This window comes from Labrys sp. WJW, from assembly GCF_001676615.1.
Taxonomy (GTDB): Bacteria; Pseudomonadota; Alphaproteobacteria; order Rhizobiales; family Labraceae; genus Labrys; species Labrys sedimenti.
In genome coordinates this window covers 182,109-208,178 of the sequence record NZ_LYXZ01000027.1, presented here as the reverse complement: position 1 = coordinate 208,178, position 26,070 = coordinate 182,109, and the positions used below count along the sequence as shown (strand labels likewise).

The 26,070-nt window shown below is 63.7% G+C and carries 25 protein-coding genes and 1 pseudogene; 18 read left to right on the top strand and 8 right to left on the bottom strand.

Annotated features, from left to right (window positions below; all coding sequences use genetic code 11):
- The 3 genes and pseudogenes from BA190_RS36000 to BA190_RS18295 form a co-directional block, all read right to left on the bottom strand.
- Positions 1–87, bottom strand: a pseudogene (locus tag BA190_RS36000) (electron transfer flavoprotein subunit beta/FixA family protein); the annotation flags it as partial.
- A 71-nt stretch (positions 88–158) separates the two neighbouring features.
- Complete coding sequence (locus tag BA190_RS18300) at positions 159–1,376, bottom strand: FAD-binding oxidoreductase (protein ID WP_068290463.1); 1,218 nt, start codon at positions 1,374–1,376, stop codon at positions 159–161.
- 14 nt (positions 1,377–1,390) lie between these two features.
- Positions 1,391–2,155, bottom strand: a complete 765-nt coding sequence (locus tag BA190_RS18295) for an HpcH/HpaI aldolase/citrate lyase family protein (protein WP_068290460.1) — start codon at positions 2,153–2,155, stop codon at positions 1,391–1,393.
- A 116-nt stretch (positions 2,156–2,271) separates the two neighbouring features.
- On the opposite strand from BA190_RS18295, the gene BA190_RS18290 reads away from it, so the two are divergent.
- The 18 genes from BA190_RS18290 to BA190_RS18205 all read left to right on the top strand — a co-directional run bounded on the left by BA190_RS18290 (position 2,272) and on the right by BA190_RS18205 (position 22,338).
- Positions 2,272–3,168: a 2-hydroxy-3-oxopropionate reductase gene (locus BA190_RS18290; RefSeq protein WP_156771579.1), complete on the top strand. Its 897-nt coding sequence runs from the start codon at positions 2,272–2,274 to the stop codon at positions 3,166–3,168.
- Positions 3,168–3,980, top strand: a complete 813-nt coding sequence (locus BA190_RS18285) for a shikimate dehydrogenase (RefSeq protein WP_068290458.1) — start codon at positions 3,168–3,170, stop codon at positions 3,978–3,980. Before BA190_RS18290 ends, BA190_RS18285 begins: the two co-directional genes overlap by 1 nt.
- Complete coding sequence (locus tag BA190_RS18280; protein WP_068290456.1) at positions 3,973–4,782, top strand: SDR family NAD(P)-dependent oxidoreductase; 810 nt, start codon at positions 3,973–3,975, stop codon at positions 4,780–4,782. Before BA190_RS18285 ends, BA190_RS18280 begins: the two co-directional genes overlap by 8 nt.
- 7 nt (positions 4,783–4,789) lie before the next feature.
- Positions 4,790–5,137 (top strand): RidA family protein, encoded by a 348-nt coding sequence (locus BA190_RS18275; protein ID WP_068290454.1) that lies wholly within the window; start codon positions 4,790–4,792, stop codon positions 5,135–5,137.
- 296 nt (positions 5,138–5,433) lie between these two features.
- Positions 5,434–6,222 carry a FadR/GntR family transcriptional regulator gene (locus BA190_RS18270; protein WP_068290452.1) on the top strand — a complete coding sequence of 263 codons (789 nt, stop codon included), beginning with the start codon at positions 5,434–5,436 and terminating at the stop codon, positions 6,220–6,222.
- Between the two features lie 278 nt (positions 6,223–6,500).
- On the top strand, positions 6,501–7,214 hold the full coding sequence (locus BA190_RS18265) for an SDR family oxidoreductase (RefSeq protein WP_156771578.1): 714 nt from the start codon (positions 6,501–6,503) through the stop codon (positions 7,212–7,214).
- Between the two features lie 11 nt (positions 7,215–7,225).
- Positions 7,226–7,978 (top strand): SDR family NAD(P)-dependent oxidoreductase, encoded by a 753-nt coding sequence (locus tag BA190_RS18260; RefSeq protein ID WP_068290446.1) that lies wholly within the window; start codon positions 7,226–7,228, stop codon positions 7,976–7,978.
- A gap of 98 nt (positions 7,979–8,076) precedes the next feature.
- Positions 8,077–9,027, top strand: coding sequence for a LysR substrate-binding domain-containing protein (locus BA190_RS18255; protein ID WP_068290441.1), 951 nt, complete (start codon positions 8,077–8,079; stop codon positions 9,025–9,027).
- An 82-nt stretch (positions 9,028–9,109) separates the two neighbouring features.
- Complete coding sequence (locus tag BA190_RS18250; protein ID WP_082979837.1) at positions 9,110–10,144, top strand: amino acid ABC transporter substrate-binding protein; 1,035 nt, start codon at positions 9,110–9,112, stop codon at positions 10,142–10,144.
- 92 nt (positions 10,145–10,236) lie between these two features.
- Entirely contained in the window at positions 10,237–11,373 is a 1,137-nt protein-coding gene (locus BA190_RS18245) for an ABC transporter permease subunit (RefSeq protein ID WP_245314809.1), read from the top strand.
- Positions 11,374–11,375: 2 nt separating this feature from the next.
- Positions 11,376–12,449, top strand: coding sequence for an amino acid ABC transporter permease (locus BA190_RS18240; RefSeq protein WP_068290435.1), 1,074 nt, complete (start codon positions 11,376–11,378; stop codon positions 12,447–12,449).
- A gap of 112 nt (positions 12,450–12,561) precedes the next feature.
- Positions 12,562–13,326 (top strand): amino acid ABC transporter ATP-binding protein, encoded by a 765-nt coding sequence (locus BA190_RS18235; RefSeq protein WP_068290428.1) that lies wholly within the window; start codon positions 12,562–12,564, stop codon positions 13,324–13,326.
- A gap of 51 nt (positions 13,327–13,377) precedes the next feature.
- Positions 13,378–14,817, top strand: a complete 1,440-nt coding sequence (locus BA190_RS18230; RefSeq protein WP_068290422.1) for an FAD-binding oxidoreductase — start codon at positions 13,378–13,380, stop codon at positions 14,815–14,817.
- 126 nt (positions 14,818–14,943) lie between these two features.
- Positions 14,944–16,614, top strand: a complete 1,671-nt coding sequence (locus tag BA190_RS18225; RefSeq protein WP_068290416.1) for a thiamine pyrophosphate-dependent enzyme — start codon at positions 14,944–14,946, stop codon at positions 16,612–16,614.
- Entirely contained in the window at positions 16,611–18,707 is a 2,097-nt protein-coding gene (locus BA190_RS18220; RefSeq protein ID WP_068290415.1) for a hydantoinase/oxoprolinase family protein, read from the top strand. The genes BA190_RS18225 and BA190_RS18220 overlap by 4 nt, the downstream gene beginning before the upstream one ends.
- On the top strand, positions 18,704–20,323 hold the full coding sequence (locus BA190_RS18215) for a hydantoinase B/oxoprolinase family protein (RefSeq protein ID WP_068290414.1): 1,620 nt from the start codon (positions 18,704–18,706) through the stop codon (positions 20,321–20,323). Before BA190_RS18220 ends, BA190_RS18215 begins: the two co-directional genes overlap by 4 nt.
- Positions 20,320–21,522 carry a pyridoxal phosphate-dependent aminotransferase gene (locus BA190_RS18210; protein WP_068290413.1) on the top strand — a complete coding sequence of 401 codons (1,203 nt, stop codon included), beginning with the start codon at positions 20,320–20,322 and terminating at the stop codon, positions 21,520–21,522. The genes BA190_RS18215 and BA190_RS18210 overlap by 4 nt, the downstream gene beginning before the upstream one ends.
- Positions 21,523–21,525: 3 nt before the next feature.
- On the top strand, positions 21,526–22,338 hold the full coding sequence (locus BA190_RS18205; protein WP_068290411.1) for an NAD(P)-dependent oxidoreductase: 813 nt from the start codon (positions 21,526–21,528) through the stop codon (positions 22,336–22,338).
- 186 nt (positions 22,339–22,524) lie between these two features.
- Here the strand turns inward: BA190_RS18205 and BA190_RS36880 are convergent, their stop codons facing one another.
- The 5 genes from BA190_RS36880 to BA190_RS18185 all read right to left on the bottom strand — a co-directional run bounded on the left by BA190_RS36880 (position 22,525) and on the right by BA190_RS18185 (position 26,054).
- Complete coding sequence (locus BA190_RS36880; protein WP_245314806.1) at positions 22,525–22,794, bottom strand: proline racemase family protein; 270 nt, start codon at positions 22,792–22,794, stop codon at positions 22,525–22,527.
- 46 nt (positions 22,795–22,840) lie between these two features.
- Positions 22,841–23,104 carry a pyrroline-5-carboxylate reductase gene (locus BA190_RS36875; RefSeq protein ID WP_068290409.1) on the bottom strand — a complete coding sequence of 88 codons (264 nt, stop codon included), beginning with the start codon at positions 23,102–23,104 and terminating at the stop codon, positions 22,841–22,843.
- Positions 23,105–23,263: 159 nt separating this feature from the next.
- Positions 23,264–24,109, bottom strand: a complete 846-nt coding sequence (locus tag BA190_RS18195; RefSeq protein ID WP_068290406.1) for a proline/glycine betaine ABC transporter permease — start codon at positions 24,107–24,109, stop codon at positions 23,264–23,266.
- A complete protein-coding gene (locus BA190_RS18190; RefSeq protein ID WP_068290401.1) occupies positions 24,109–24,951 on the bottom strand; it encodes a proline/glycine betaine ABC transporter permease in 843 nt (280 codons plus the stop codon). Before BA190_RS18190 ends, BA190_RS18195 begins: the two co-directional genes overlap by 1 nt.
- Before the next feature lie 11 nt (positions 24,952–24,962).
- Entirely contained in the window at positions 24,963–26,054 is a 1,092-nt protein-coding gene (locus tag BA190_RS18185) for a glycine betaine/L-proline ABC transporter ATP-binding protein (RefSeq protein ID WP_068290400.1), read from the bottom strand.
- Positions 26,055–26,070 lie beyond the last annotated feature (16 nt).

The following is a 26,070-nucleotide window of genomic DNA, read 5'->3' as shown; positions in this document are numbered from 1 at the left end:
GTTGAGATCGACACCAGACCCATCGGCCTTCACGCGGATCTTCACATTGTAGTCGACCACCCGCTTCACGGGCACGAGAACTTTCATGGGGCTTCTCCTTCAGTGGCGGCGCCCTTTGCGGCCGCCTGCCATCCTGCGACTTTGGAACGTCGGCGCCGTCAGATGACGGCTTCTTCGAGGAAGGGCTCATTGGCCGGAACGCGTTCGTAGCGGAACGGCGTCAGGTCCAGTGTCTGGAAGGCACCGTGAATGATCAGTTCCGACACGGCCCGCCCCACGGCCGGCGATTGTTGCAGGCCATGCCCCGAGAAGCCGTTGGCGAACATGAAATTCGAGATCTGAGGATGGAAGCCGACGATGCCGTTATGGTCGAGCGTGTTGTACTCGTAATGGCCCGTCCAGAATTGCTGCACCTTCAACGCGTCGAAGGCTGGTATCCGGTGGTAGAGCGCCGGCCAGATATAGTCGTCGAACTCCTCCATGTCGGTCTCGAAATCCTCGTAGTCCCTGGCGATTTCCTTCTGCGGCGTGTTGCCGGTGAGGAAGAGCTCGCCTTCCGGGCGCACGAAGGTGCCCGTGAGGTCGATGACATTGGGCATGCGGCCGGGGATCGGCGTGGCGCTGGCGAAGACGAAGCTGTAGCGCTTGCGGGGCTCCACCGGGATCGAGAGACCGGCCATTGCCGCGATCTGCTGGGCGCGCGGGCCGGCGGCGTTCACCAACGTGCTGCAGGAGACCGTCTCGCCGGTCGACAGGCGGACGGCTACGACACGATTGTCCTTGAGGTCCAGGCCGACCACGGCGTTGTCGATATATTCGACGCCGCTGCCCCGGGCCGCGCGGCGAAAGCCGTTCAGCAGTCCCATGGAATCGAACCAGCCCTCGTCGCGCGATCCCCAGGCGCCGCCGCCGAGATCCTCGACATTGAGCCAGGGAAAGCGGTCCTTCAGCGGGCCCGGTTCGAGGAAGACGGTGCCGGCGCCGAGGCTGCGCTGCAGCTCCACGCGCGCCTTGGCGGCTTCGACGCCTTCGGGGGTGCAGCAATAGAGATAGCCATGCTCCTTGAAGCCGAGATCCGGTGCCGGCTCGCCCTGGAAGAAGGGCGCCATACGCTGCGGGAAATCGCGAATGATCTCGATGCCGAACTGGCTGATCTTCACATTGATCGGATTGGAATATTGCTGGCGGATGGCACTGGTCGAAAGGGCTGTCGAGGAGAACTCGTAGCTGCTGTCGCGTTCCACCACCAGGATAGAGGCCGTCTCACCGAGGACCTGGCTGAGCCAATAGGCCGTTGAGGAGCCGACGGCGGCGCCCCCCACGATGACGATGTCGTAGGAACGACGCGAAGGTGCCTTGTAGGGCGGGATGGCCATGGCGAATGTTCTCGTCAGGAGTTGAAGGAAGCGATCAGCGCATCGGAGCCGCGGGCGAGGAGGCCAAGGTCGGAGCCGACGGCGACCATGGTGAACCCGTTGGCCAGATAGCGGTCCGCATCGGCCTTGACGGGCGCCAGGATACCGCTGGCCTTTCCAGCCTTGCGGGCGGCCTGGTGAACTGAAGCGATCGCTTTCTGAACCTCCGGCGCATTCGGATTGCCCATGAAGCCCATATTGGTGGAGAGGTCACCGGGGCCGACGAACAGCACGTCGACCCCCTCGATTGCGGCAATCTCCGCCGCATTGGCGACACCGGTCTCGCATTCGATCTGCACGGCGAGAAGCTGATGGGTCCGGGCGTTGGCGTGATAGTCCTTGATCCGTCCGAAGGCATTGGCGCGATGCCCGACCGAGAAACCGCGATGGCCGCCCGGCGCGTAGGTCATCGCCGCGACGATAGCCTGGGCCTGCGTCGGTGTGCGTACATTGGGGATCATCAGGCTGCGGGCGCCGATATCCATGGCTTGCTTGATGAGATTGCTGTCGTCGGATGGCAGGCGGACGACGCCCTCGCAGGCAAAGCCCCCCAGCACCTGAAGCTGCGCCATCAGGCTGCGCAGATGGTTGGGGCTATGCTCGCCATCGATGAGCAGCCAGCCGGCGCCCGAGCCCGCGACGATCTCGGTGGTCAAGGCGGAAGCCAGGGAGCACCACACGCCGATATGGGCCTTGTCGGCCTGGACGGCCGTCTTCAAGGGGTTGGGACGTTCGAGCATGCAGCTGGCCTCCATCACGAAGAAGGTGTGTTGAAATTTGTATGATGTCATATATCATACGCTCAATCGACACCGCAAGTCGCCTTCTGAAATTCGCAAGCCGCGTGAGGAAAACAGTGAAGATCGGTTTCATCGGATTGGGGGTCATGGGTGCCCCGATGGCACGCCATCTGGCCAAGGCCGGGCATGAGATAGTCACGGTGCTGAACCGTTCGCCGCTGCCGGCGGATCTCGCCGCGAAGGTCCTGGCGACGGCTTCGCAGGTGGCCGGGCAGTCGGACGTCGTCATAACGATGCTGCCTGATACGCCCGATGTCGAACGCGTGCTCCTCGGGCCGGACGGTGTTCTCGACGGCATCGCGCCGGGTGCCCTGGTGATCGACATGAGCTCGATCAGCCCCATCGCCACGGCGCGCTTTGCTGCCCGCTTCCGGGAAGCGGGCGCACATTACCTCGACGCGCCGGTCTCCGGCGGCGAGGTCGGCGCGAAGGCCGCCAGCCTGACGATCATGGTTGGCGGCCCCAGGCAGGATTTCGAACGGGCGCTGCCTTTGTTCGAGACGCTCGGCAAGAACATCACGCTGATCGGCGAGGCCAATGGCGCCGGCCAGACCTGCAAGATCGCCAACCAGATCATCGTCGCCCTCAATATCGAGGCTGTGGCCGAGGCCCTGGTTTTCGCCAGCAAGGCCGGCTGCGATCCGGTGCAGGTGCGCACGGCACTGTTGGGGGGCTTTGCCGCCTCGCGCGTCCTCGAAGTGCATGGAGAGCGCATGACGACGCGGGCCTTCGCGCCGGGTTTCCGCATCCGGCTCCACCAGAAGGATCTCGGGCTGGCGCTTGAAAGCGCCCGCTCCCTCGGTGTGTCGCTGCCCAACACGGCATCGACCCAGGAACTCATGAATGCCTGCGCCGCCATGGAGGGCGGGGCGGAAGCCGATCATTCCTCACTGGTGCGGGCGCTTGAAATGCTCAGCGGCCACACCCTGACAAATTTGAAGGGAACCAATTGATGCGTGGAACCGGTAAAGCCGATGTCTTCGTCATGCTCGCCCACCCCGTCGGGCATGCCAAGAGCCCCGGCATCTTCAACGAGGTCTTCGAACAGAAGGGCCTCGACAGCCTGATGGTGCCGCTCACCTGCCGACCCGAGGATTTCGAGACCTTCTGGGCCGGCCTCACCGCCGCCGAGAATATCCGCGGCGTCATCATCTCGGTGCCCTACAAGGTCACCGTCTTCCATAAATGCGCGGCGGCGCATGACCGTGCCGCCCGGGTCCAGAGCGCCAATTCAGTGCGCCGCCAGGCGGATGGCAGCTGGTATGCGGATAATTTCGACGGCGTCGGCTTCATCGACGCCCTGGTCGCCGGCGGCCATCGCCTCGCCGGACGCCGTGTGCTCCAGGTCGGCGCCGGCGGCGCCGGGGCCTCGCTGGCCTATTGCCTTGCGGAAGCAGGGGCGGCGGAGATCCGCCTCAACGATGTCGATGCCAACCGGGCCGAACAGCTCGCCAGGCTCGTGGCGCAGAAATTCCCGGCCTGCCGCATCGCTGTCGGTGAAGCCGATCCGAGCGGCATGGACATGGCGGTCAACGCCACGCCGGTCGGCATGCACGAAGGCGATCCCCTGCCGCTCGACGTCAGCAAGCTGACCCCGGAGACGCTGGTGGTCGATATCATCATGGAACCGGCCGAGACGGCATTGCTGCGCGCGGCCCGCGAGCGGGGCTGCACCGTGCAGCCGGGGCGCCCGATGATGGATTTCCAGGTTCGCGCCATGTCCGAATTCTTCGACATCGATCGCAAGGAGCGCAGCAATGGCTGAGGTGAAGAGCGCCGTCGTCATCGGTGGTACCTCGGGCATCGGCCGCGCCATCGCGCTGCGCTTTGCCGAAGAAGGCTACAAGGTCGCCGTGGCAGGGCGCGACGAGGCGCGTGGCACGGATACGGCCCGGGCCTGCGAGGCCGCCGGCTCTCCCGCCGCCCGCTTCCTGGCCGTCGATGTCGGCGATGCCGCCTCGGTCGATGCGCTGGCGCAAGCGGTCGGCGAGGCCTTCGGCGTGCCGCAGGTGGTGGTCAACTGCGCCGGCATCCTGCAGAGCGGCAAGCGCGTGCTCGACCAGGATCTCGAGGAGGACGAGAGGCTCTGGCACATCAATTATCGCGGCACGCTGCTGGGCTGCCAGGCCTTCGGCCGCCTCATGGCGCAGGCGGGCAGGGGGGCGATCCTGAATGTCGGCTCGCTCGCATCCTTCGCGCCGCTTTCGCTTCCCGCCTATACGCCCGGCAAGCATGCCATCCTCGCCCTGACGCAGATCCTGGCGGCGGAGCTGGGACCGAAGGGCATCCGGGTGAATGCCGTGGCGCCGGGCTACACCCTGTCGGACGGCCTGAAGGCCAAGATCGCCAATGGCGAGCGCAATCCCGAGGCAATCCAGGCGACGACGGCGCTGCGCCGTTTCGTCGAGCCGCGCGACGTTGCCGAAGCCGCGCTCTTCCTGTGTTCCGAGCGCGCCGCCTCGATCACGGGCGTGACCCTGCCGGTCGACGCCGGATGGCTCGTCCAGGCTCCCTATGCCCAATATCTGCAGGGCAATCCCATTCGCCAGCCCGCCGGCCAATCCTGAGGACATCATGAGCGCTATCAGCCGCTTCGACTTCGATACCCGCATCCATCATGGCGTGATCCACAACGGTACGCTCTACCTGACCGGACAGGTGGCGCGGCCAGGCCAGTCCGCCGCCGACCAGATGCGCGAAGTACTGGACAAGATCGATACCCTCCTGGCGAAGGCGGGCACCGACAAGACCCGCATCCTGCATGTGCAGATGTGGCTGGACGACATCCGCGACTTCGACGAAGTCAATTCAGTGTGGGACGCCTGGATGCCGAAGGAGCATGCGCCGGCCCGCTCCTCGGGCGAGGGACGAATGGCCAAGCCCGGCATGCTGGTGGAGCTCATCGTGACCGCGGCAGTCTGAAGCCCGTTCAAATGCATCATGCTCGCCGTGATCTGGAGCGTCTTGTGATTTGATTGGCTCCCTCCAAATCGCAAAGACGGGTCGAAGCAGGGAGTTAGGGCCAATATGCGTTCAGTCACGAACGTACTTGCCCGAGAGCAAAGCGCGTTCGCACGCGACCGCTTGTTTGCTCTAACTCTTTGTTCCGACGCGTCTTTGCGATTCTCGGTGATTCCGAGAAATCACAAAACGCTTTAGGGTATTGCGGACGGGCATGGCATCGTTCATCTGGCAGGGATGGCACGAGAAGGCATGGAATGACGAAACGAAAACCGCTGTCGACCATTGTCGCTGATAGCCTGGTCGAGAAGATCCGGGCGGGGCAATTGCTGCCCGGCGCCCAATTGCCCACCGAGGCCGAGTTGTGCGCCGAATATGAGGTCAGCCGTACGGTGGTGCGGGAGGCGGTGGCGCGGTTGAGGTCGGAGGGGCTTCTCGTTCCCCATCAGGGACGCGGCATCTTCGTGGGAGAACAGCCGGCGGTCCGCAATTTCTCGATACCCGACGAGGCGTTGAAGACCTTGCCGGAGACCATCGCGCTTCTCGAATTGCGGCTGAGCGTGGAGGTGGAGGCGGCCGGTCTGTGCGCGGAGCGTTGCACACCTGCCGAGGCTGCGGAAATCCGCAGGCTCATGGAGGAATTCGACGCCCAGCAGGAAGATCCGGCGGCGATCAACATCCACTACGACTATGATTTTCACCTGGCCATCGCCAAGGCGACCAGGAACGAGCTCATGCATGCGTTCCTCATCTATCTGAAGCCGAAGATCGTCCCGCGCTACCAGCTCGGCTATGTCGTCGCGGCCTCGCTCAAGGATCGCTATTACGCCCGCATTCACAAGGAGCACAATGCCGTCGTCGAGGCGATCGAGCGGGGAGATGGCCGGGCAGCCCGCCGGGCCATGCGCAAGCATCTGCATGCCAGCCTCGAAAGGGTGCGGGAGCTCGCCTCCTCCTCCGGCGTCGGCGGCGAGCGCGAGGGAGGCGAGGGGGCAGCGGCGCTGCTGGCAGACGAATTCGGGCGGTCCCTCGCCACGGGCAAATGAGATTTGGCCGCCGTGTCGGTGGCCGCAGGAAACTCTCGATTGCGAAAGCGGGATTTTGGGCCGGTAGGCGTCGATCGGCGCTGCCAGCCCCCTGGATGAGGGAGCCATGCAGGGCGCCGCGTCCGATTTAGCGGCGACCATCATGGTTCGAGGGCATTCCATCTCGCCGGCACCAGATCGGGAAATAGAAAATTTATCTTTCCTATTTCCCGATTTTCTTGGTTTCCCCCGAAATCCTAAAGCGACAAACTCGCCTGACGGGAATGGGAACAAACCACGTGACCACAGCTCTCATCACAGGCGCGACAAGCGGAATCGGCAGGGCCATGGCCCTCGCCCTCAGCGAAGCCGGCTATGAAATCTATGCCTTGGGGCGGAACGAAGCGGCGCTGGAAAGCCTGCGGGCGGAACGCCCCGGCATCACGCCCATCGCCGTCGATGTCACGGACCGGGAAGCCATGGAAGCGGTCGTTTCCGGCCTCCATGTCGATGTCCTGATCAACAATGCCGGCATGATGCCGCCGCTCGGCAATTTCGCCGACATGAAGATGGCGGATATCGATACCGCGCTGGAAGTCAATCTGAGCGCCGCTATCGCGCTGACCCGCCTGGTCGTGCCGCAGATGCGCGAGAGAGGCGCGGGCCATATCCTCTTCACGGGTTCTTCTGCAGCGCACGCCGCTTTCGCCAATATCGCCGTCTATTCGGCTGCCAAAGCCGCCATTTCGGGCTTTGCCGCCTCGCTGCGCGTGGACCTCTCCCAATACGGCATCCGGGTGACCGAGATCGTGCCGGGCCGCGTGGAGACGCAGCTCTACAAGGACATCCTCGACGCCAAGGCGCGAGCCGCCATGTATGCGGGCAATGTCGCCGTTCAGCCCGAGGACGTGGCGAAGATGGTGGTTGCCCTTCTCTCACTGCCGGCCTGGGCCGACGTCACCCGCTTCGACATCATGCCGACTCGGCCGACCTCGGCGAGCGGAAGCAAATAAGGAAATCGGTCATGAAAGATCTTTCCCTGGTCATCGTCGGTGGGGGTTCCGGCCTGGGGGCGTTGCTGGCCCGCATGGCCGTCGAGGCCGGCGTCGCCAAGGTCGGCATCATCGACATCAACCGCGAAGCCGCCGAGGCGGCTCTGGAACCGGCCCGTGCCAAGGGGCTGCCTACCGCCGTCGCCACCTGCGACATCCAGGTCGGGCCGGAATGCCACAAGGCTTTCGAGGCCATCGCCGCAAAGCTCGGCCGCATCGATACCCTGATCAATTGCGCGGCGATCTATCCTCGCCGGCCGCTGCTGGAGATCACCGATGCCGAATGGGATGCCTCCAACGGCATCAACATCAAGGGCACCTACCACATGATGGTAGCGGCCGTCGGCCACATGCAGGCCCAGGAGCCCGGGCAGGATCACGTTCGCGGCCGCATCGTGAACCTCACCTCCGTCGATGCCTTCAAGGCCCATCCCCAGAATGCCCATTATGCCGCCACCAAGGCGGCCGTGGTGAGCCTCACCCGCTCCTTCGCCCATCATGTCGCCAAGGACGGGATCCTGGTGAACTCGGTGGCCCCCGCCGGCATGGCGACCGAGCGCGCCAAGGCTCTCGGCTTCCTCGAGGAGCTGGCGAAGGCCAGCCCGCTCGGCCGCGGCGCGCTGCCTTCGGAAATCGCGGAATGGGTCCTGATGACCGCCGGTCCCAAGAACACCTACATGACCGGTGAAAACGTGATCGTTTCGGGCGGTTACATCTATGCCTGATCGGCGCCGGCAGAGGCGCCGGCGCTCCGTCGATGGCTCGATTTTTGCAGTCTCGATTCCTGCAGTGGAGTACCAACGATCCGGGAGAAGGCCTGACCATGAGTGAGAAGCTGCGCCTACCGCCGCTGAATGCCTTGCGGGTCTTTCACGCGGTCGTGCGGCACAAGAGCTTTCGACAGGCAGCGGACGAACTATTGGTGACGCCGCAGGCTGTCGGGCAGCAGATCAAGGTTCTGGAAGACACGTTGCAGGTCACCTTGTTCGAGCGCAAGGGGCGGGCAATCGAGCTTACGGAATCGGCAATCCTGCTTTCTCACTACGTCAAAGCCGGTTTTGAGGAATTCGCGGAAGGGGTTCGGCGCGTTACGAAGTCCACCTATCGCGATCGCATCAACCTCAATGCCAGTCCCTATTTCGCCACCCATTATCTTCTGCCGCGGCTTGCCTTGTTCCGGCAGATCCTGCCGGGTGCCGACCTCCGTTTGACGACCATGGTCGATCTGCCGGACTTCGGACGCGACGACATCGACATGACGGTGCAATGGGGCTACGGCGGCTGGCCTGATTTCGAGACGACCCTGCTGGTGCCCGACCCCAAGATCATCTGCTGCACGCCGGCGATCGGGCAGCAGATCAGCTCGGCGCAGGACCTGACCCGGTTCACGCTCCTCGACACCGTCAAGTCGAAGCGGCTGTGGCCCGATATCCTCAGGCATCTCAAGGTCGAGCAGACGGACAGCGACCGCAGCATCGGCTTCGACGACGCAGCGACGATGAGGCGGGCAACGCTGCAGGGCATCGGCGTGGGCCTGGTGTCGGTCATCGATGCCGCAGAAGATCTGCGCTCTGGCGCACTGGTGGCCCCGATGGGGCAGGACGCGCTGGAGGACATGCCTTCGGACGAGGTTCCGGGTTTCTATCTGGTCGTGCCGAAGGGGCATTTGCGCGCCAAGGCGGTGGCGGCGCTGCACCGTTGGCTCACGCAACAGGATTGGCTGAATGACCTGATGGCCTCGCCCCTGCCCAAGCCTATTCCGCTCTCCGATTGACGGGAGCCGAATGTTTCGGACCTCGCGCTCAGCAGGCGAGGCCCCAACAACGAGAAAAGTCAATCACCACAGGAGAACGAAGATGAAAGCAATGAAGCGGGGAGCCACGGCCGTGGCTCTCATGGGTATCCTTTTGTCCGGCGCCGCCCACGCCGCCGGTGGCAAGACCCTGGATACCGTGAAGGCGAGGGGCGTTTTGCAATGTACCGGCCATGATGGTTCTTATCTCGGTTTTGCCGAGGTGGACGACAAGGGCAACTGGAAGGGTCTGGACATTGATCTTTGCCGGGCCCTGGCCACGGCCGTGTTCGGCGATCCGGCCAAGCTGAAGATCGTGCCGATCAGCTGGGCGCAGCGTTGGCCGTCGCTGCAATCGGGCGAGGTCGATATCGTCATCAAGGCATCGGGTGCCACCCTGAGCCGCAACACGGATCTGGGCCTGCAATTCACCAATTCCTACTATCTCGGCACCACCAAGGTCATGGCTCACAAGGAGCTCGGCCTGAAGTCCCTGAAGGACGCACAGGGCGGCACGATCTGCATTCCCGCCGGCACTACGCAGGAACAGCAGGTCGCGGCCTATACCGCCAAGCTCGGCATCAAGCTGGAGCCTGTCCTGATCGAGAAGACCGAAGAGCTCGAGCAGGCCTATTTCTCCGGCCGCTGCGATCTCTATGCGCAATGGGGACCGGTGCTCGCCATCGCGCGCGCCGCCAAGGGCAAGGTCGAGGACCACATCATCCTGCCCGATGAACTCGCCGTCGAGCCGGAAGTGATGATAACCCGCCAGAACGACGACAACTGGACCAATATCGCAAACTGGATGCTGAGCGCTCTCGTCTTCGCCGAACAGGAAGGTATCACCTCCAAGAACGTCGACGACATCCGCGCCAAGCCGACCTCACCCCAGGTCGCGAAGTTCCTCGGCGTTGCCCCGGGCATGGGCAAGGGTCTCGGCCTCTCCGATGACTGGGCCTACAACGTCATCAAGAAGGTCGGCAATTACGGCGAGATCTTCGACCGCGACCTTGGCAAGGACTCGCCCTACAAGATGGACCGCGGCCTCACCAATCTGTGGAACAATGGCGGCGTCCTGTTCCCGATGGTGATCGACTGAACCTCGGCAGCCTCCGCCCGGCTTCGGCCGGGCGGCGCACGGCCCGTTTCATGAAAGGTTGGTCGATGGGTAGCCTCCTGCGAAATCAGAAGGTGCGTAACGCACTGTTGCAACTCCTGTTTGTCGGTTCCCTTGCCGTTGTCGTCGTTGCCGGCATACTGACGGCCTGGCAGAATCTGACTGCGCAGGGCCTGTCTTTCGGCTTCGACTTTCTGTTCAGGTCCACGGGTTGGGACCTCAACTTCTCGCTGCTTCCGGTGACGGCGAACGATCCCTATTGGTGGTATTTCCTGTGCGGCATCCTGAACACCCTGTTCCTTGGTGTCAGCGGCCTGATCCTGGCGACCATCGTCGGTGGGATCGTCGGATTCGCCCGCACTTCTTCGAACGAAACCGCTCAACTTCTCGGCCGCACCTATGTTGATATATTCCGCAATATCCCTCTGATTTTGCAGGTATTTTTCTGGTATGCGATCATTACTCACCTACCGGTGCCGAGAAATGCCTATCGGGCAGGCGACGTCTTCCTGACCAGCCGTGGCCTCTATGTCCCGATACCCAATGTCGGTGGCGCGCTCCTCGCGGCGATCATCCTGGCGCTGGTGGCGGCATGCGTTCTGCCGATCTGGATCGGACGGACGAAATATCTTCGTCGTCCCCAGGGCTCCCGGCTCGATCTGCAATGGGCGGCCGCCGGTGCTGCCCTCCTGTGCGCGCTCGCCATCCTGCTCCTCGGCCGTCCCGCCGATGGGCCCGTGTTGAACTATCCCGTCCTGCAAGGCCTGAACCTGCGGGGCGGGCTGAGGATCTCTCCCGAATTCACCGCATTGGTCATCGCCATTGCAATCTATGGCGGGTCCTACATCGCCGAGATCGTGCGCGGAGGCTTCAAGGCGGTCGGAAAAGGGCAGATCGAGGCGGCGCAATCCCTGGGGCTGCGTCCATGGCAGACCTTCTCCAGGATCCGGTTCCCATTGGCCTTGCGGGCCATGCTGCCCATCCTCGCCAATCAATATGTGTGGCTGATGAAGGCGACGACCATGGGGATCGCCGTGGGCTTCACCGACTTCTTCATGATTGTGGCTCTCGCCATCAATCACTCCGGCCGGACGCTGGAATCGATTGGAATACTCATGGCGGGCTTCCTGGCCATCAATCTTTCGCTGGCTGCCGTCTTCAACCGCATCAACCGCGCGATTGCCCTCAAGGGCAATCAGCTGAGGGGGTGAGCATGACGACTCTGGATCTGCCTGCCCCCGGCAGGATCAACACCGCGCGCCGCCGATTTTTCAGCACGCCCCTCCAGGCGATGGTTACAGTCACCTGCCTCGCGCTGATGGCGCTGATCCTCTGGAAACTGCTGAACTGGGCGATCTTCTCCGCGGTCTTCGATGCCAGCCGCGGGCCGCAGGCCTGCCAGGCTGCGGCAGGCGCGTGCTGGTCCGTCATCGCGGCACGGTGGCGCATCATTCTGTTTGGCCTCTATCCCTTTGAGGAACAGTGGCGGTCGGCATTGGCCTGCGTCACCGTGGTGGTCATGACCGTCCTGAGTTGCCTGCCGGCCTGCTGGACGGGCAGGCGCATCGCCCTGATCTGGACGCTGGGAACGGCCCTTTTCTATGTTCTGATGAAGGGTGGGATCTTCGGCCTTCCCTATGAGGGCGAGGAGGTCTGGGGCGGGCTTGCACTGACCCTCTTCATCTTCGTGACGACCTGCCTGATCGGCTTTCCTCTGGCGATGTGCCTGGCCCTTCTGCGTCGGTCGGAACTGCCGTGGATATCGAGAACGACAGGGATCATCATCGACGGCGTGCGTTCGCTTCCCCTGATCTCCATCCTGTTCACTTTCGCCGTCGTGCTGCCCTTCGCCTTGCCGGGTTGGCTCCAGGGGGACAAGCTCTACCGGGTCATCGTCGGCTCGGCGCTGTTCTTTTCGGCCTATCAGGCCGAGATCATCCGGGGCGGCATGCAGGGCGTGCCGAAGGGCCAGGAAGAGGCGGCAATGGCGCTCGGCCTCAATTATTGGCAGCGCATCAGCCGGATCGTCATGCCGCAGGCCATGCGCAATGCGCTGCCGGCAACGATCAACCAGTTCGTGATCTCATTCAAGGAAACCTCGCTGGTCGTCATCGTCGGCTTCTTCGAAGTGCTGGCTTCCGGTAACGCCGCCTACGGCACCGGCGATTGGCGCTTCGCCTATGTCGAAGTCTACGTCTTCATCGCCCTGATCTATTTCGTCTTCGTCTTCAGTCTCTCTCGCTATGGCGCCTATCTCGAGCGCCGGATGGCGATTGGCGAACGCTAGAGCAAAGTGCGATTTCTCCGAATTGCACTTACTCTCTAACTCTTTGTTTTGGCGCGCTTTTTTAATCGAAAAGTCTATCAACTTTTCTGGAAAACGCTCTAGGGAGCTCCAAATGCCCGAATCCAATGCCACGTCCAGCACCGGCAGCGCCGTCGAGATCACGGGGATGAACAAGTTCTACGGCAATTTCCACGCTTTGAGGGACATCAACCTTACGGTTCGGCGCGGCGAGAAGATCGTCGTGTGTGGTCCCTCGGGGTCCGGAAAGTCGACGATGATCCGCTGCATCAATCGCCTGGAGCAGCACAATTCGGGCGATATCGTCGTCCTGGGCACCGAGTTGAACGACGACATCGGCAATATCGACGAGATCCGCCGCGAAGTCGGCATGGTGTTCCAGCACTTCAACCTGTTCCCGCATATGACCGTGCTGGAGAACTGCGTGCTCGCGCCGATGTTGGTGCGCAAGGCCCCGCGCGCCGAGGCCGAGGCGACGGCACAGCGCTATCTCCAAAAGGTGCGGATCCCCGAACAGGCGAGCAAATATCCCGGACAGCTCTCGGGCGGGCAGCAGCAGCGCGTCGCCATCGCGCGCGCGCTCTGCATGCAACCCCAGATCATGCTGTTCGATGAGCCGACCTCGGCGCTCGACCCTGAGATGATCTCGGAAGTGCTGGATGTCATGGTCACGCTGGCATCCGAAGGCATGACGATGATCTGTGTGACGCATGAAATGGGTTTTGCCCGCCGTGTCGCGGATCGGGTGATCTTCATGGATGCCGGAGAGATCGTCGAACAGGCACCCCCCGAGGAATTCTTCACCTCTTCGCGGAACGAGCGCACCCGCCAGTTCCTCTCCCAGGTCATCGGCCACTGAGTGGCTCGGCACGGGTGAAGCCCATCTCCTTATCCATTCGAGGCTCGACGCATGCTTGACCTCCATGACAGATTGTCGGGGCTGCTCGGCAGCAAAGGCTGGCTTTCGCAAGCCGATGCCGCTCCCTACCAGCGTGACTGGCTGGATCGCTTCGGCGTCGCACCGCTCGGTGTTGCTCGGCCTTCCGACACACAGGAGGTCGCCGAGGTCGTCAAGGCATGCCGCGCAGCCGGTGTCAGCATCGTGCCGCAGGGAGGCAATACCGGCCTTTGCGGAGGCGCCGTCGCCCATGGGCAGGACGCCGTCATCCTGTCGCTGTCGCGCATGACCCATATCGAGCCGCCCGAGGCGGAAAGCGGATCGGTGCTTGTCGATGCGGGGGTGGTGCTGTCCGCGCTGCACGAGGCGGTGGAACGTCACGGCTTGATCTTTCCGATGCATCTGGGCTCCGAAGGCAGCGCGAGGATCGGTGGGTTGATCGGGACCAATGCCGGCGGCAGCCAGGCCTTTCGCTATGGCTTGATGCAGGATCTCGTGCTCGGCCTCGAAGTGGTGCTGCCGGACGGGGAAATCTGGGATGGCTTGCGCTCGGTCCTCAAGGACAATGCCGGCTATCAGCTCCGCAAGCTCTTCGCGGGGTCGGAAGGCACGCTCGGGGTGATCACGCGGGCGGTGCTCCGATTGTTTCCGGCCCCGCGGGCCCGCGTGACCGCCTTGCTGGCGCTGCCGAGCCATGAGGCCGCCATAGCCTTCGGTGTCCTGGTGCGGAGGGAAGCGGCCGAATTTACCTCGGCGCTCGAATTCTTCTCGGATTTCGGCGTATCGCTGGCCCTCAAGCATGTCGCCGGGCTGGCCTTTCCGCTGGAAAGCCGCGATGCGGCCTATGTGCTCGTCGAGCTGACGGCCGGGTCGGCGCGGGTGCCGCTCGACGACATCCTAGCCGCTCTCCTGGAACAGGGCATGGCCGAGGGCCTGGTCAGCGACGGTACCCTGGCGATGTCGGAGGCGCAGCGGGCGCATTTCTGGCGGTTGCGGGAGGAGCAGCCCGAAGGCCAGCGCCTGGAAGGGCCGCAGATCAAGAACGACATCTGCGTGCCGCCGGGCCGCGTCGCGGCCTTCATCATGGCCGGCGGCCAGGTTTGCGAGGAGATCATGCCAGGCGCCCGCGTGAACCCATTCGGCCATCTCGCCGATGGCAATATTCACTACAATATTTCCGCTCCTGAAGGTGGGGCGCTGGCGGCCGACAGGATCCCCGTGCTCATGCAGGCGCTCGCCGCCCTGGCAACCGGCATGGGTGGCAGCTTCGCGGCGGAGCATGGCCTCGGCCGTTCGAAAGTCGCCCTGGCGGACGCTTCGAGGCATCCCACCGAGCGCGCGCTGATGCTCGCGCTGAAGCAGGCGCTCGACCCTGCCGGCATCCTGAATCCGGGTGTGGTCCTGGCCGTGCCTTCGCAAAGAAGAACTTTCCAAATGCCGGGCATTTCTTGATTTCGCTTCGAGGCGTCTGAAGGCACGGTCTCGGGACAGGACGTGGTCGGGGCAACGCGACTCCGGCCATCCGGGCGGGGCGAAATCGCGGCACCGAACGGGCCATCCAGGAAAGGAAACGTGGACATGACGCGCAACGGGGGCAGGCTGCTTGTCGACTGCCTTGTGTCGCTGGGAGCGACCAAGAGCTTCGGCGTTCCCGGCGAAAGCTACCTCGCTGTTCTGGACGCGTTGCACGATCAGGTCGGCAAGCTCGACTATGTGCTCTGCCGCAACGAGGGCGGCGCCGCCTTCATGGCCGCCGCCTATGGCAAGCTGACCGGCACCCCCGGCATCTGCTTCGTGACGAGAGGCCCGGGCGCCACCAATGCCAGCATCGGCGTGCATACGGCCATGCAGGACAGCGTGCCGATGATCCTGTTCGTCGGGCAGGTCGGGCGGGACATGAAGGGCCGCGAGGCCTTCCAGGAACTCGACTACCGGGCGGTGTTCGGCACGCTCGCCAAGTGGGCCGTCGAGATCGACGAGGTCTCGCGCATTCCGGAGGCTCTCGCACGGGCATGGGCGACCGCGCTGACGGGGCGGCCCGGGCCGGTGGTCATCGCGCTGCCGGAGGACATGCTGACCACGCCGACGGGCGTGCAGCCGATCAGCCGGCCCGTGCCGATTTTCGAGCCGACGCCCGATGCCACGGCCCTGGCAGCGACGCGCGCGCTTATTGCAGATTCGCGCAGGCCCTTGCTCCTGATCGGGGGCGCCAACTGGAGCGCGGAAGGCCGTGGGGCCCTGCAATCCCTAGCCGAGGCTTCGGACATCCCCGTCGTCTGCGCCTTCCGCTACCAGGACCAGTTCGACAACGGTTCTGCGGTGTTCGTGGGCGAGGCTGGCGTCGGCATGGCGCCCCACGTCAAGGAGCTGATCCGCGACGCCGACGTCATCGTCGCCGTCAATGTGCGTTTCGGCGAGATGACGACGGACGGGTATTCGCTGCTGTCCGTGCCGAAGCCGGCGCAGAAACTTGTCCATGTGCATGCCTCGGACCGCGAGATCGGCAAGATCTATATCCCGTCCATCGGCATCCAGGCCGGCCCCAACGCATTCGCCCAGGCTCTGGGGCCGGTGAAGGGGGATTGGGGCCCGTGGCGGGAACAGGCGCGCAGAAAATATGAGGCGACCTTCGACGCCCCGCCGCAGCCCGGTCCTGTCGACATGGTCGAGGTGAGCGCCTGGCTGCGCGAGAACCTGCCGGAGGACGTCGTCCTCACCAACGGCGCCGGCAATTTCACGGTCTGGCCCAACAAATTCTTCAAGTTCGGCCCCAGGGCTCGCCTGCTGGCACCGCAATCGGGCGCGATGGGCTATGGCCTGCCGGCGGCGATCGCGGCCAAGGTGGCTGCACCCTTCCGCACCGTGGTCTGTTTCGCCGGCGATGGCGATTTCCAGATGAACTGCCAGGAACTGGGCACTGCGATGCAAGCCGGGGCGCAGCCCATCGTCCTCATCGTCAACAATGGTATCTACGGCACCATTCGCGCCCATCAGGAGCGCAACTATCCGGCGCGCGTTTCCGGCACTACGCTCGAAAATCCCGATTTCGTCGAACTGGCCCGGGCCTATGGTTTTCACGCCGAACGGGTGAATGCCACGCGTGACTTCCCGGCCGCTTTCGGCCGCGCCCTGAAGTCGACGACGGGTGCCGTGCTCGACATCGTGGTGTCGCCGGAAGCCCTGACGCCGCGCCAAACCCTCTCACAGATGCGCGCTGCCGCGCTCGCTTCGCAAAAGGTCAAAGCATGAATACGGCCAGGCAAGACATCCGTGTCGGCGCCGATATCGGTGGTACCTTCACCGACATCGCGCTGGACATGGGAGGCAGGATCTTCTCCACCAAGGTCCTGACGAATTATGCCGCGCCCGAGCAGGCCATCCTGGACGGCATCGAGATCGTGACGCGGAACGCGGGCATTTCCGCATCCGAGATCGGCATCGTCATCCATGGCACGACCCTGGCGACCAATGCTTTGATCGAGCGACGCGGCGCCAAGACGGCCCTGATCACGACCGAGGGATTCCGCGACGTCATCGAGATGCGCACGGAAAACCGCTTCGAGCAGTACGATCTCAATCTGCGCCTGCCGACACCGCTGATCCCGCGCGAACATCGTTATGCCGTCAACGGCCGCATCGGAGCCGAAGGGCAGGAACTGCAGCCCTTGGACGAGGCCGCGCTGGAGGAGATCGCCGATGCCATCGCCGCCGGCGGCTTTGGCGCGGTGGCGATCGGCTTCATCCATTCCTATGCCAACCCCGCGCATGAACGCCGCGCCCGCGAGATCCTCGCCGCCAAGCTCGACCTGCCGATCTCGATCAGCGCCGAGGTCTCGCCCCAGATGCGCGAGTTCGAGCGCTTCAACACGGTGTGTGCCAACGCCTATGTGCGACCGCAGATGGCCGATTATCTCGCGCGCCTGCAGATCCGCCTGAAGGATATGGGCGCAGACTGCCCCGTCTTCATGATCCACTCCGGTGGCGGGCTGATTTCGGTCGAGACGGCCTCGGAGTTCCCGGTCCGCCTCGTCGAGTCCGGGCCGGCGGGCGGCGCGATCTTCGCGGCGGATATCGCCAGGCGCTTCGGCCTCAACCATGTCGTCTCCTACGACATGGGCGGCACGACGGCGAAGATCTGCCTCATCGAGGACTTCACGCCGCGTACTGCGCGCACCTTCGAGGTCGCGCGGACCTACCGCTTCTGCAAGGGCTCGGGCATGCCCATCTCGATCCCGGTGATCGAGATGATCGAGATCGGCGCCGGCGGCGGCTCGATCGCCTGGGTCGATGCCATGGGGCGCATCCAGACCGGCCCGGAAAGTGCCGGCTCGGAACCGGGGCCGGCCTGCTACGGGCGCGGCGGCAAGCGTCCCGCCATCACCGACGCCGACCTGGTGCTCGGCAAGCTCGATCCCGACAACTTCGCCGGCGGTGCGATCAAGCTCGACACCGCAGCCTCGAGACAGGCGATCGCGCGGGATGTGGGGGAACGGCTCTCCCTTGAAGCAACGGCGGCGGCGTTCGGCATCTGCGAGGTCGTCGACGAGAACATGGCAAACGCCGCGCGCGTCCATGCGGTCGAGAACGGCAAGAACATCTCCGACAATCTGATGATCGCCTTCGGGGGGGCGGCCCCGCTCCACACCGCGCGGCTGTGCGAGAAACTGAACATCGACCAATGCCTCGTGCCGCAGGGCGCCGGCGTCGGCTCCGCCATCGGCTTCCTCAAGGCTCCCTTCGGTTATGAGGCGCTGGCCTCACGCCTGACGCGCCTTTCCCGCTTCGACGTGACGGAGGCCAACGCCCTGCTCGCCGAGCTCCGCAAATCCGCCGAAGGCTTCGTGCGAGCCGGGACCGACGGCAAGATCCTCTGCGAGGTCACCGCCTTCATGCGCTATGCGGGGCAGGGATGGGAGATCCCGGTGCCGGTGCCCGACACGCATCTCGGCAGCGACGCCGGGCGCCTTCTGGAGCGGCTGTTCCTCGAGAATTACCAGCGCTTCTTCGGCCGTGCCATCGACGGATTGGATGGTCTGGAGATCGAGATCGTCACGTGGTCGGTCAAGGCGACCGACGAGAGGCCGGCGTCCAGGCAGCACACGCTGACCCTGGGCACCCGGACCGTCGCACCAGCCGTGATGCGCGAGGTCTTCGACCCTGCGGCCGGCGCACTGCAGACTTACGCGATCATCGAGCGGGAAACGCTTCAGGCCGGCGACCGCATCAGCGGTCCTGCGGTCCTGGTAGAGCGCGAGACTTCGACGGTCGTGACCACCCCCTTCGATGCCGTCATCCAGAGCGACGGTTCGATCCTTCTCGTTCGCAAAGGCAGTCAGGCATGAGCAACATTGCCGAGATCCGCATGCAGGTGATGTGGAACCGCTTGATCTCCGTCGTCGAGGAGCAGGCCCTGACGCTCTTGCGCACGGCCTTTTCCACCTCGGTGCGCGAATCGGGAGACTTGTCGGCCGGCGTCTTCGACCCACGGGGCAAGATGCTGGCGCAGGCGGTCACGGGTACGCCGGGCCATGTCAACACCATGGCGGAAGCCGTGCTCCATTTCATGGACGAGATCCCTCGCGAGAATATGTTCGAGGGCGATACCTACGTCACCAACGATCCCTGGCTGGGCACCGGCCATCTGCATGACATCACCATGGTGTCGCCGTCCTTTCGCAATGGCGAACTCGTCGCCTTCTTCGCCTGCACGGCGCATGTGGTCGACGTCGGCGGCCGCGGCTTCGGCGCAGACGGCAAGTCCGTCTACGAAGAGGGTATCCAGATCCCGATCATGAAGTTCGCCGAGAAGGGCAAGGTCAACGCCGACCTCGTCAGGATCCTGCGTGTGAACGTGCGCGAACCGAACCAGGTCGTGGGCGATTTCTACTCGCTCGCGGCCTGCAACGAGGTGGGCCATCGCCGCCTGCTCGCCATGATGGACGAGATCGGCCTGCCTTCGCTCGACGAACTCGGTGACTTCATCTTCTCCCGTACGCGCAAAGCCATGATGGAGCGCATCGAGGCGCTGCCGAAGGGGAGCTGGTCCAACGAACTGGTCACGGATGGCTATGACGCGCCGGTCAAACTGGCAGCGACGGTTTCCGTGCGCGACGACCATGTCGATGTCGACTTCACGGGCACCGATGCGATGAGCCGGTGGGGGATCAACTGCCCGATCATCTACAGCAAGGCCTATGCCTGCTATGCGCTCAAATGCGTGGTGGCGCCCGACATCCCGAACAATGCGGCCTCGCTGGACTTCTTCACGGTAACCTCGCCGGTCAACATCTTGAACGCGGTGAGGCCGGCGCCCGTGGCGCTCAGGCACATCTTCGGCCATATGGTGCCGGATCTGGTGCTGGGTGCCCTGGCCCAGGCCCTGCCCGGGAAGATCCTCGCCGAGGGAGCGGGCGCGCTTTGGAACATCCACATTTCCGTGCGCCCTGTCGTTCGTGGCGAGGGGCGCAAGGCCGAAGTGCTGATGTTCAATTCCGGTGGCATGGGCGCGCGGCCCGATCTCGACGGGCTGTCGGCGACCGCTTTCCCCTCAGGCGTGCACACCATGCCGATCGAGGCGACCGAACATACCGGCCCCATCGTGATCTGGCGCAAGGAGCTGCGGCCCGGCTCGGGCGGCGACGGCGAGTTGCGCGGCGGGCTTGGCCAGATCATCGAGATCCAGGCCATCGATGGGCACGAATTCGATTTCTCCGCGATGTTCGATCGCGTTCGTCATCCGCCGAGGGGGCGCAATGGCGGTGAGGACGGCAAGCCCGGCAGCGTGCGCCTCGATGACGGCACGGCACTGAAGCCGAAGGGCTGGCAGCATGTCCCCGCGGGCCGCCGGCTGATCCTGGAGCTGCCGGGGGGAGGGGGCTATGGAGATCCCTCCAGGCGCAGCCCGGATGCCAGGGCGCAAGACAGATCCAAGGGCTATGTGCTGGAGAGCGGCAAGTGAGCTACATTTCATCCCGATTGTCAGTCGTCAAACCCTCCGCCTCAATGGCGGCTTCGCAGGCCGCCAAGGCTCTCAGGGCAAAGGGCGTGGACGTCATCGACCTCGGTCTCGGCGAACCCGATTTTCCGACGCCGGCCCACATCATCGACGCCGCCTATGCCGCAGCCAGGGCAGGCCAGACCCTCTATACCGGGGCGAACGGCACGCCGGAGGTGCGGGCAGCGATTGCCGGCAAGTTCAAGCGCGAGAACGGGCTGGACTATGGTGCCGATGACATCGTCGTGGCCAATGGCGCCAAGCAGATCATCTTCAACGCGCTGATGGCGACGCTGGAGACGGGCGACGAGGCGATCCTGCCGGCCCCCTATTTCGTGTCCTATCCGGAGATGGTGAAGCTCCTCGGCGGCACGCCGGTCATCGTCGAGTGCCCGGAGACGACCGGCTTCCGGCTGACGCCGGACCTGCTCGAGCGGGCGATCACCCCGAGGACCAAATGGCTGTTCCTGAACATGCCGGGAAATCCCTCCGGTGCGGTCTATTCGACGGACGAGCTCAAGGCGCTCGGGGCCGTGCTGGCCCGCTACCCGCAGGTGCTCGTCCTTTCCGACGAGATTTATGAGCACATCCTCTTCGATAATCGCCAATTCGTCTCCTTCGGCATGGCCTGCCCCGAGCTCAGGGAGCGCAGCCTGATCGTCAACGGTGTGTCCAAGGCCTACGCCATGACCGGCTGGCGGGTCGGCTACGCGGCCGGCCCGGCACCGCTCGTCAAGGCGATGGGCACGATCCAGAGCCAGTCTGTCACCTCGGTTTGCTCAATCGCACAGGCCGCCACGATCGCCGCACTGAATGGCCCGCAGGAAGAGGTCTCTCGTTTCCGCAAGGCCTTCGAAGCCCGGCGCAACCTGGTGGTCGAGGGCATCCGGCAGGTCAACGGCCTGTCGCTGTCCCCGCCCGAGGGGGCCTTCTACGCCTATATCGGTTGCGCGAGCCTGATCGGCCGCCGGACGCCGAAGGGCGACGTCCTGGCCGACGATGCCGCGGTGGCCTCCTATCTCCTGAACGAGGGGCGCGTGGCCTCGGTGCCTGGCGCCGCCTATGGTCTGTCACCCTATTTTCGCATCTCCACCGCCACAAGCGAGGACGTGCTGTCGGAAGCGATCGCGCGGATCAAAGCCGCCGTCGGCGAAGTGGAGTAAATCATGCTTCCTTACAAGCGTATCCTGATCACCGGCGCTGCAGGCCGTCTGGGAAGCCTCTTGCGCACCGGCCTCGCGCCGCTGGCCGAGAAGATCCGCCTGGCCGGGCGTCATCCTTTCGAGAACCTGGCTCAGAACGAGGAGGAGGCCGTCTTCGATCTCTCCGACATGGAGGCGACGATCGCGGCGACCAAGGATTGCGATGCCATCGTCCATTTCGGCGGCGCATCCCTCGAAAGTCCCTGGCAGACGATCCTGGATTCGAGCATTCGCGGCTCCTATCACATCTATGAAGGCGCCCGGAAACATGGCGCCAGGCGGGTGATCTATGCCTCATCCGTGCATGCGATCGGCTTTCACGAAATCGAATCCCATATCGGCGTCGATGCCCCCGTGCGGCCCGACAGCCTCTACGGTGTGTCGAAGAACTTCGTCGAAAGCCTCAGCCGGCTCTACTGGGACAAATTCGGCATCGAGACGGCCTGCCTGCGGATCTTCTCGTCCTTTCCGGAGCCGACGGACCGGCGCATGCTCTGGTCCTATCTTTCCTTCGACGACTGCGTGCGCCTGGTGGAAGCATCGCTCACCGCGCCGCGTGTCGGGCACACCATCTCGTTCGGGATTTCGGACAACACGGTCAAGATGGTCGACAACAGGGGGGCCGACCATCTCGGCTTCGTGCCGCTCGATAATTCCGAAGGCTTCCGCGCGGCTGTGGAAGCCAGGACGCCCGTCCCGGATCCGAAGGCGCCGGCGGTCAAGTTTTTGGGAGGATGGTTCTGCGAACTCGGCCATCCCGACGATGAGAAGAAGTAAGCTAGGGGCCCAACAGCAATCAAAGAGCGATGCCGCGAACTTCACGACGTCGTTCTTTTTCTTGTTCTGTGAACCGGCCTCAGATGAGTAGAATCAAGCACCTGCACTCGCAGGTTCAAGGCAGCGGTGCCGTCGCGGCGCTTTTCCTGCTCGGCAGAAACCCCAAAGCCATACGGACCGCGTCGATCAACGGAGCCATGTATCGTTCAGGCGGTACCATCGTGGGAACGGGTCATCAGGATTCACACCATATTGGGAGACGCCAGTAAGCCAAGCTCTGCCGGTGACCTCAGATATGATCGCGTCAATCGCGCCGGCCTTTGTCGTTGCCACGGTGCGCCTATGGAGTTCAGTGTCGATGATCGATGCGTGAATGAATTCCTCGCCCAATGCGAGTTCTCCTTTTGCGTAGAGAAGTGCGAGGCACGCTGAGGTGCCGGTGCCGCAGAGGGGCATCGGCCGAGCCGGCCAGGCAAGACGACGACCGTGTTCTTCGATCGTTTCACGCCATTTTCGGTCCGAACTGGATCCGCGAACAACGTCTGGTTGATCGCACGATGTGAGTGGAGCCGGTACACTCGGCAATGCTTGCAAGCGAGATGCCTGCCATCACAGAAATGATGAGTTTGCCAGCCACCGAGATTTTTACACCGCGCCAGTCCTGGGGACGAACGGAGAGGATGACGATGTCGGAGGTGTGGACGAGCGCCTGGTTGTCCTGCGTCCATCTGCATCGGGAAGCCGCGGTGGCGGTGCGCACCGACATGAGAGGGTCAATTGAGAAGCCGGAACAAGGCCGCTATCGACCATGGCGCGCGCGCACCGCCAATCCAGCCGGTTCCCCCGATGATACCTATCCGCGCAGAGTTGGTCATAAGCCTTGATTTCCGCGGTGTTGGGGAAGAACTCGATCAAGGCGCCGCATTCATTCGGCGCTCGCGGCTCCCCGCTCCTGCTGAAGCGCAGCCCGTGTCAGACGGTCGAGCAGGATGGCGATGGCGACGATTGCAAGGCCAGCCCGCAAGCCAAGGCCCATTTCCATGCGGGTGAGCCCCCGTGTCACCTCGGCGCCAAGTCCTCCGGCGCCGACAAGGCCCGCAAGCACCACCATGGACAGGGACAGCAGAATGCACTGGTTGAGGCCGACGAGAAGCGTCCGCATGGCGGAGGGTATTTCGATCTTGGCGAGGATTGCCCGCGGCGCGGCGCCGATTGCCTGTCCGAGCTCGAGGAGGTCGTTGGGCACCTGCTTGAAGCCGAGCGTGGTGAGGCGGAGCATGGGCGGGATGCCATAGATGATCGTTGCGATGATGGCCGGAACCTGGCCGAGACTGAATATGATCACCGCCGGGATGAGATAAACCCAGGGCGGAACAGTCTGCATGACGTCGAGTACCGGCCGCAGCGCTGCTTCCACGCGTGGTCGACGAGCGGCAAGGATGCCGAGTGGCACAGCGATCAGGACGGAGATTGCCACGGCGACCAGTACCAGGGCGAGGGTTTCCATCGACTGTCGCCAGAGGTCCATGACCTGGCAAAAGCCGAGTGTGACGACGGCCAGGATCGCGGTGCGGATATTGAGGAGCCCCCCGGCAAGCACCGCTGCAAGGCTGATGATCACGTAGGATGGCGGATAGAGAAGGGCTGCCTGAAGGCCTCCCACAATCGCCTCGACGATCACTGCAATCACGCCGAACACCGCATGGAAGTTGGCATTGAGCCAATCGACGCCCGGCGCGAGCCAGGCGCCGGGAGAAAAATAGGAGGCCATCACTTTGTCTCCTCGCGCGGGACGGCGTTCTGCGTGAAACGGTCGATGACGATGGTCAGGATCACGATGGCGATGGCAGCATCGATCGATTTGCCGATGTCGAGGGTTCGTATCGCCTCGTAGATGGCTTGGCCCAGGCCTCCCGAACCGACGATCCCGGCGATCACGACCATGCCGAAAGCCATCATCAGGCATTGGTTGATGCCCGCCATGATGCTCGGAAGCGCAAAGGGAAGGCGGATCTTGAAGAACATCTGGGCCGGCGTCATGCCCGTCGCCTGACCGAGTTCGACGAACTCCTTGGGCGTCATGCGTATGCCCAGCGATGTCAGGCGGATGGCGGGCGGGGCTGCGACGATGAGCGTCGCAGCCAGCGCCGTTGCCGGTCCGAAGCCGAGCAGTGCAATTGCCGGCAGCAGGTAGATATAGGGCGGGAGAGTTTGCACCAGGTCGAGGATCGGCTCGACGATATGGTCGAGCTTCGGCACGAAGCCGGCAAGAATCCCAACAGGCAGTGCGACGACGAGCGCGAGGCATGTGGCGCTGAACACGAGCGCGAACGTACTCATCGTTTGTGGCCACAGCCCCATTGTCCAGCAAAGCACGAGGCCAAGGGCCGTGCCTATGGCGAAGGAGCGACCGACGATCCGCCATGCCATAAGGCCGACAACGGTTGCGACCACATACCAGGGGGCGAAGGCCATCAGGCTGAGAACGCTGCCATAGAAGCCTTCAAAGAACGCGCGCAGCCAATCGAACAGGTAGCCGCCATTGTCGCTGACCCAGGTCAGGGCATCGTCCACCCAGCTGTCGAATGCGCCGGCGAAGGCTGACATATCCATCGCAATCCTCCCTAAGGCCGTGCGGCATCTGTCGTGCTGGACCCCTTCACCCCGAGCAGAAGGCTCTGCGGGGTGACGATGCCGATCGCCTTGCCGTCCTCGACCACGGCAATGCCGGTTCCTTCATGCGCCAAGGTGAGGTCGATGAGTTCATCGATGTCGGCCGCCTGGGACACTGTGGGCAGGGCCGTCACATCGACATTGGCGTTTCCGGCTTGGTATTTTGCCAGCGGCACCATCACCGAATGCGCCTTAATGAGATGGAGGCGCGAGATGCCGGCAACGAATTCGGCGACATACGCGTCGGCCGGATTGAGGATGATCTCTTCGGCGGTGCCGACCTGGATAATGCAGCCATCCTTCATGATGGCGATGCGGTCGCCGATCCGGATGGCCTCATCCAGATCGTGGGTAATGAACACCGCTGACTTGCCGAGTTCCTTGGTGAGCTGACGGAATTCGTCCTGCAATTGTCGACGGATCAGCGGATCGAGCGCGCTGAAGGGCTCGTCCATCAGAATGATCTCGGGATCCGAGGTGAGCGCACGGGCCAGGCCCACACGTTGCTGCATGCCACCGGAAAGCTCGCGCGGATAGCGCTGCATCCAATCGGCCAGCCCGACCTTGGTGAGCGACGCCTCGGCCGCCCGCTGCCGCTCGGCCTTGGGGACACCACGGACCTCGAGACCGAAGGCGGCGTTCTCCAGCACCGAGCGGTTGGGAAGGAGCGCGACGCTCTGGAACACCATACCGATATGGCGAGACCGGATTTCGCGGAGCTCAGCGGCAGTGAGCTGCGAAAGAGAGCGTCCTTTCACGAAGATCTCGCCGCTTGTCGGGTCGATCAAGCGATTGAGCATCCGGATCAGTGTAGACTTGCCACTCCCGGAAAGACCCATGATGCAGAAGATCTCGCCGCGGCGGATTTCGATGCTGGCATCGGAGACACCGACGACGCAGCCGAATTCCTGGAGCACGTCACGCTTGCCGAGCCCACGCTCGATAACTGCCTTCATGGCAGTTGGAGCCTTCTTTCCGAAGATCTTCCAAACCGAGCGACAGTCCAACAGGATGTCCTCGGCATTCATTACCGCTGTGGTCATATCCTTTTCCCCTGGA

Excerpts from the sequence above, each read along its gene's own strand:
- BA190_RS18300 (WP_068290463.1), bottom strand. The coding sequence starts at position 1,376 with ATGGCCATCCCGCCCTACAAGGCACCTTCGCGTCGTTCCTACGACATC.
- BA190_RS18295 (WP_068290460.1), bottom strand. The coding sequence starts at position 2,155 with ATGCTCGAACGTCCCAACCCCTTGAAGACGGCCGTCCAGGCCGACAAG.
- BA190_RS18285 (WP_068290458.1), top strand. The coding sequence starts at position 3,168 with ATGCGTGGAACCGGTAAAGCCGATGTCTTCGTCATGCTCGCCCACCCC.
- BA190_RS18280 (WP_068290456.1), top strand. The coding sequence starts at position 3,973 with ATGGCTGAGGTGAAGAGCGCCGTCGTCATCGGTGGTACCTCGGGCATC.
- BA190_RS18275 (WP_068290454.1), top strand. The coding sequence starts at position 4,790 with ATGAGCGCTATCAGCCGCTTCGACTTCGATACCCGCATCCATCATGGC.
- BA190_RS18270 (WP_068290452.1), top strand. The coding sequence starts at position 5,434 with ATGACGAAACGAAAACCGCTGTCGACCATTGTCGCTGATAGCCTGGTC.
- BA190_RS18260 (WP_068290446.1), top strand. The coding sequence starts at position 7,226 with ATGAAAGATCTTTCCCTGGTCATCGTCGGTGGGGGTTCCGGCCTGGGG.
- BA190_RS18255 (WP_068290441.1), top strand. The coding sequence starts at position 8,077 with ATGAGTGAGAAGCTGCGCCTACCGCCGCTGAATGCCTTGCGGGTCTTT.
- BA190_RS18250 (WP_082979837.1), top strand. The coding sequence starts at position 9,110 with ATGAAAGCAATGAAGCGGGGAGCCACGGCCGTGGCTCTCATGGGTATC.
- BA190_RS18240 (WP_068290435.1), top strand. The coding sequence starts at position 11,376 with ATGACGACTCTGGATCTGCCTGCCCCCGGCAGGATCAACACCGCGCGC.
- BA190_RS18235 (WP_068290428.1), top strand. The coding sequence starts at position 12,562 with ATGCCCGAATCCAATGCCACGTCCAGCACCGGCAGCGCCGTCGAGATC.
- BA190_RS18230 (WP_068290422.1), top strand. The coding sequence starts at position 13,378 with ATGCTTGACCTCCATGACAGATTGTCGGGGCTGCTCGGCAGCAAAGGC.
- BA190_RS18225 (WP_068290416.1), top strand. The coding sequence starts at position 14,944 with ATGACGCGCAACGGGGGCAGGCTGCTTGTCGACTGCCTTGTGTCGCTG.
- BA190_RS18220 (WP_068290415.1), top strand. The coding sequence starts at position 16,611 with ATGAATACGGCCAGGCAAGACATCCGTGTCGGCGCCGATATCGGTGGT.
- BA190_RS18215 (WP_068290414.1), top strand. The coding sequence starts at position 18,704 with ATGAGCAACATTGCCGAGATCCGCATGCAGGTGATGTGGAACCGCTTG.
- BA190_RS18205 (WP_068290411.1), top strand. The coding sequence starts at position 21,526 with ATGCTTCCTTACAAGCGTATCCTGATCACCGGCGCTGCAGGCCGTCTG.
- BA190_RS36880 (WP_245314806.1), bottom strand. The coding sequence starts at position 22,794 with ATGCCCCTCTGCGGCACCGGCACCTCAGCGTGCCTCGCACTTCTCTAC.
- BA190_RS36875 (WP_068290409.1), bottom strand. The coding sequence starts at position 23,104 with ATGTCGGTGCGCACCGCCACCGCGGCTTCCCGATGCAGATGGACGCAG.
- BA190_RS18195 (WP_068290406.1), bottom strand. The coding sequence starts at position 24,109 with ATGGCCTCCTATTTTTCTCCCGGCGCCTGGCTCGCGCCGGGCGTCGAT.
- BA190_RS18190 (WP_068290401.1), bottom strand. The coding sequence starts at position 24,951 with ATGGATATGTCAGCCTTCGCCGGCGCATTCGACAGCTGGGTGGACGAT.
- BA190_RS18185 (WP_068290400.1), bottom strand. The coding sequence starts at position 26,054 with ATGACCACAGCGGTAATGAATGCCGAGGACATCCTGTTGGACTGTCGC.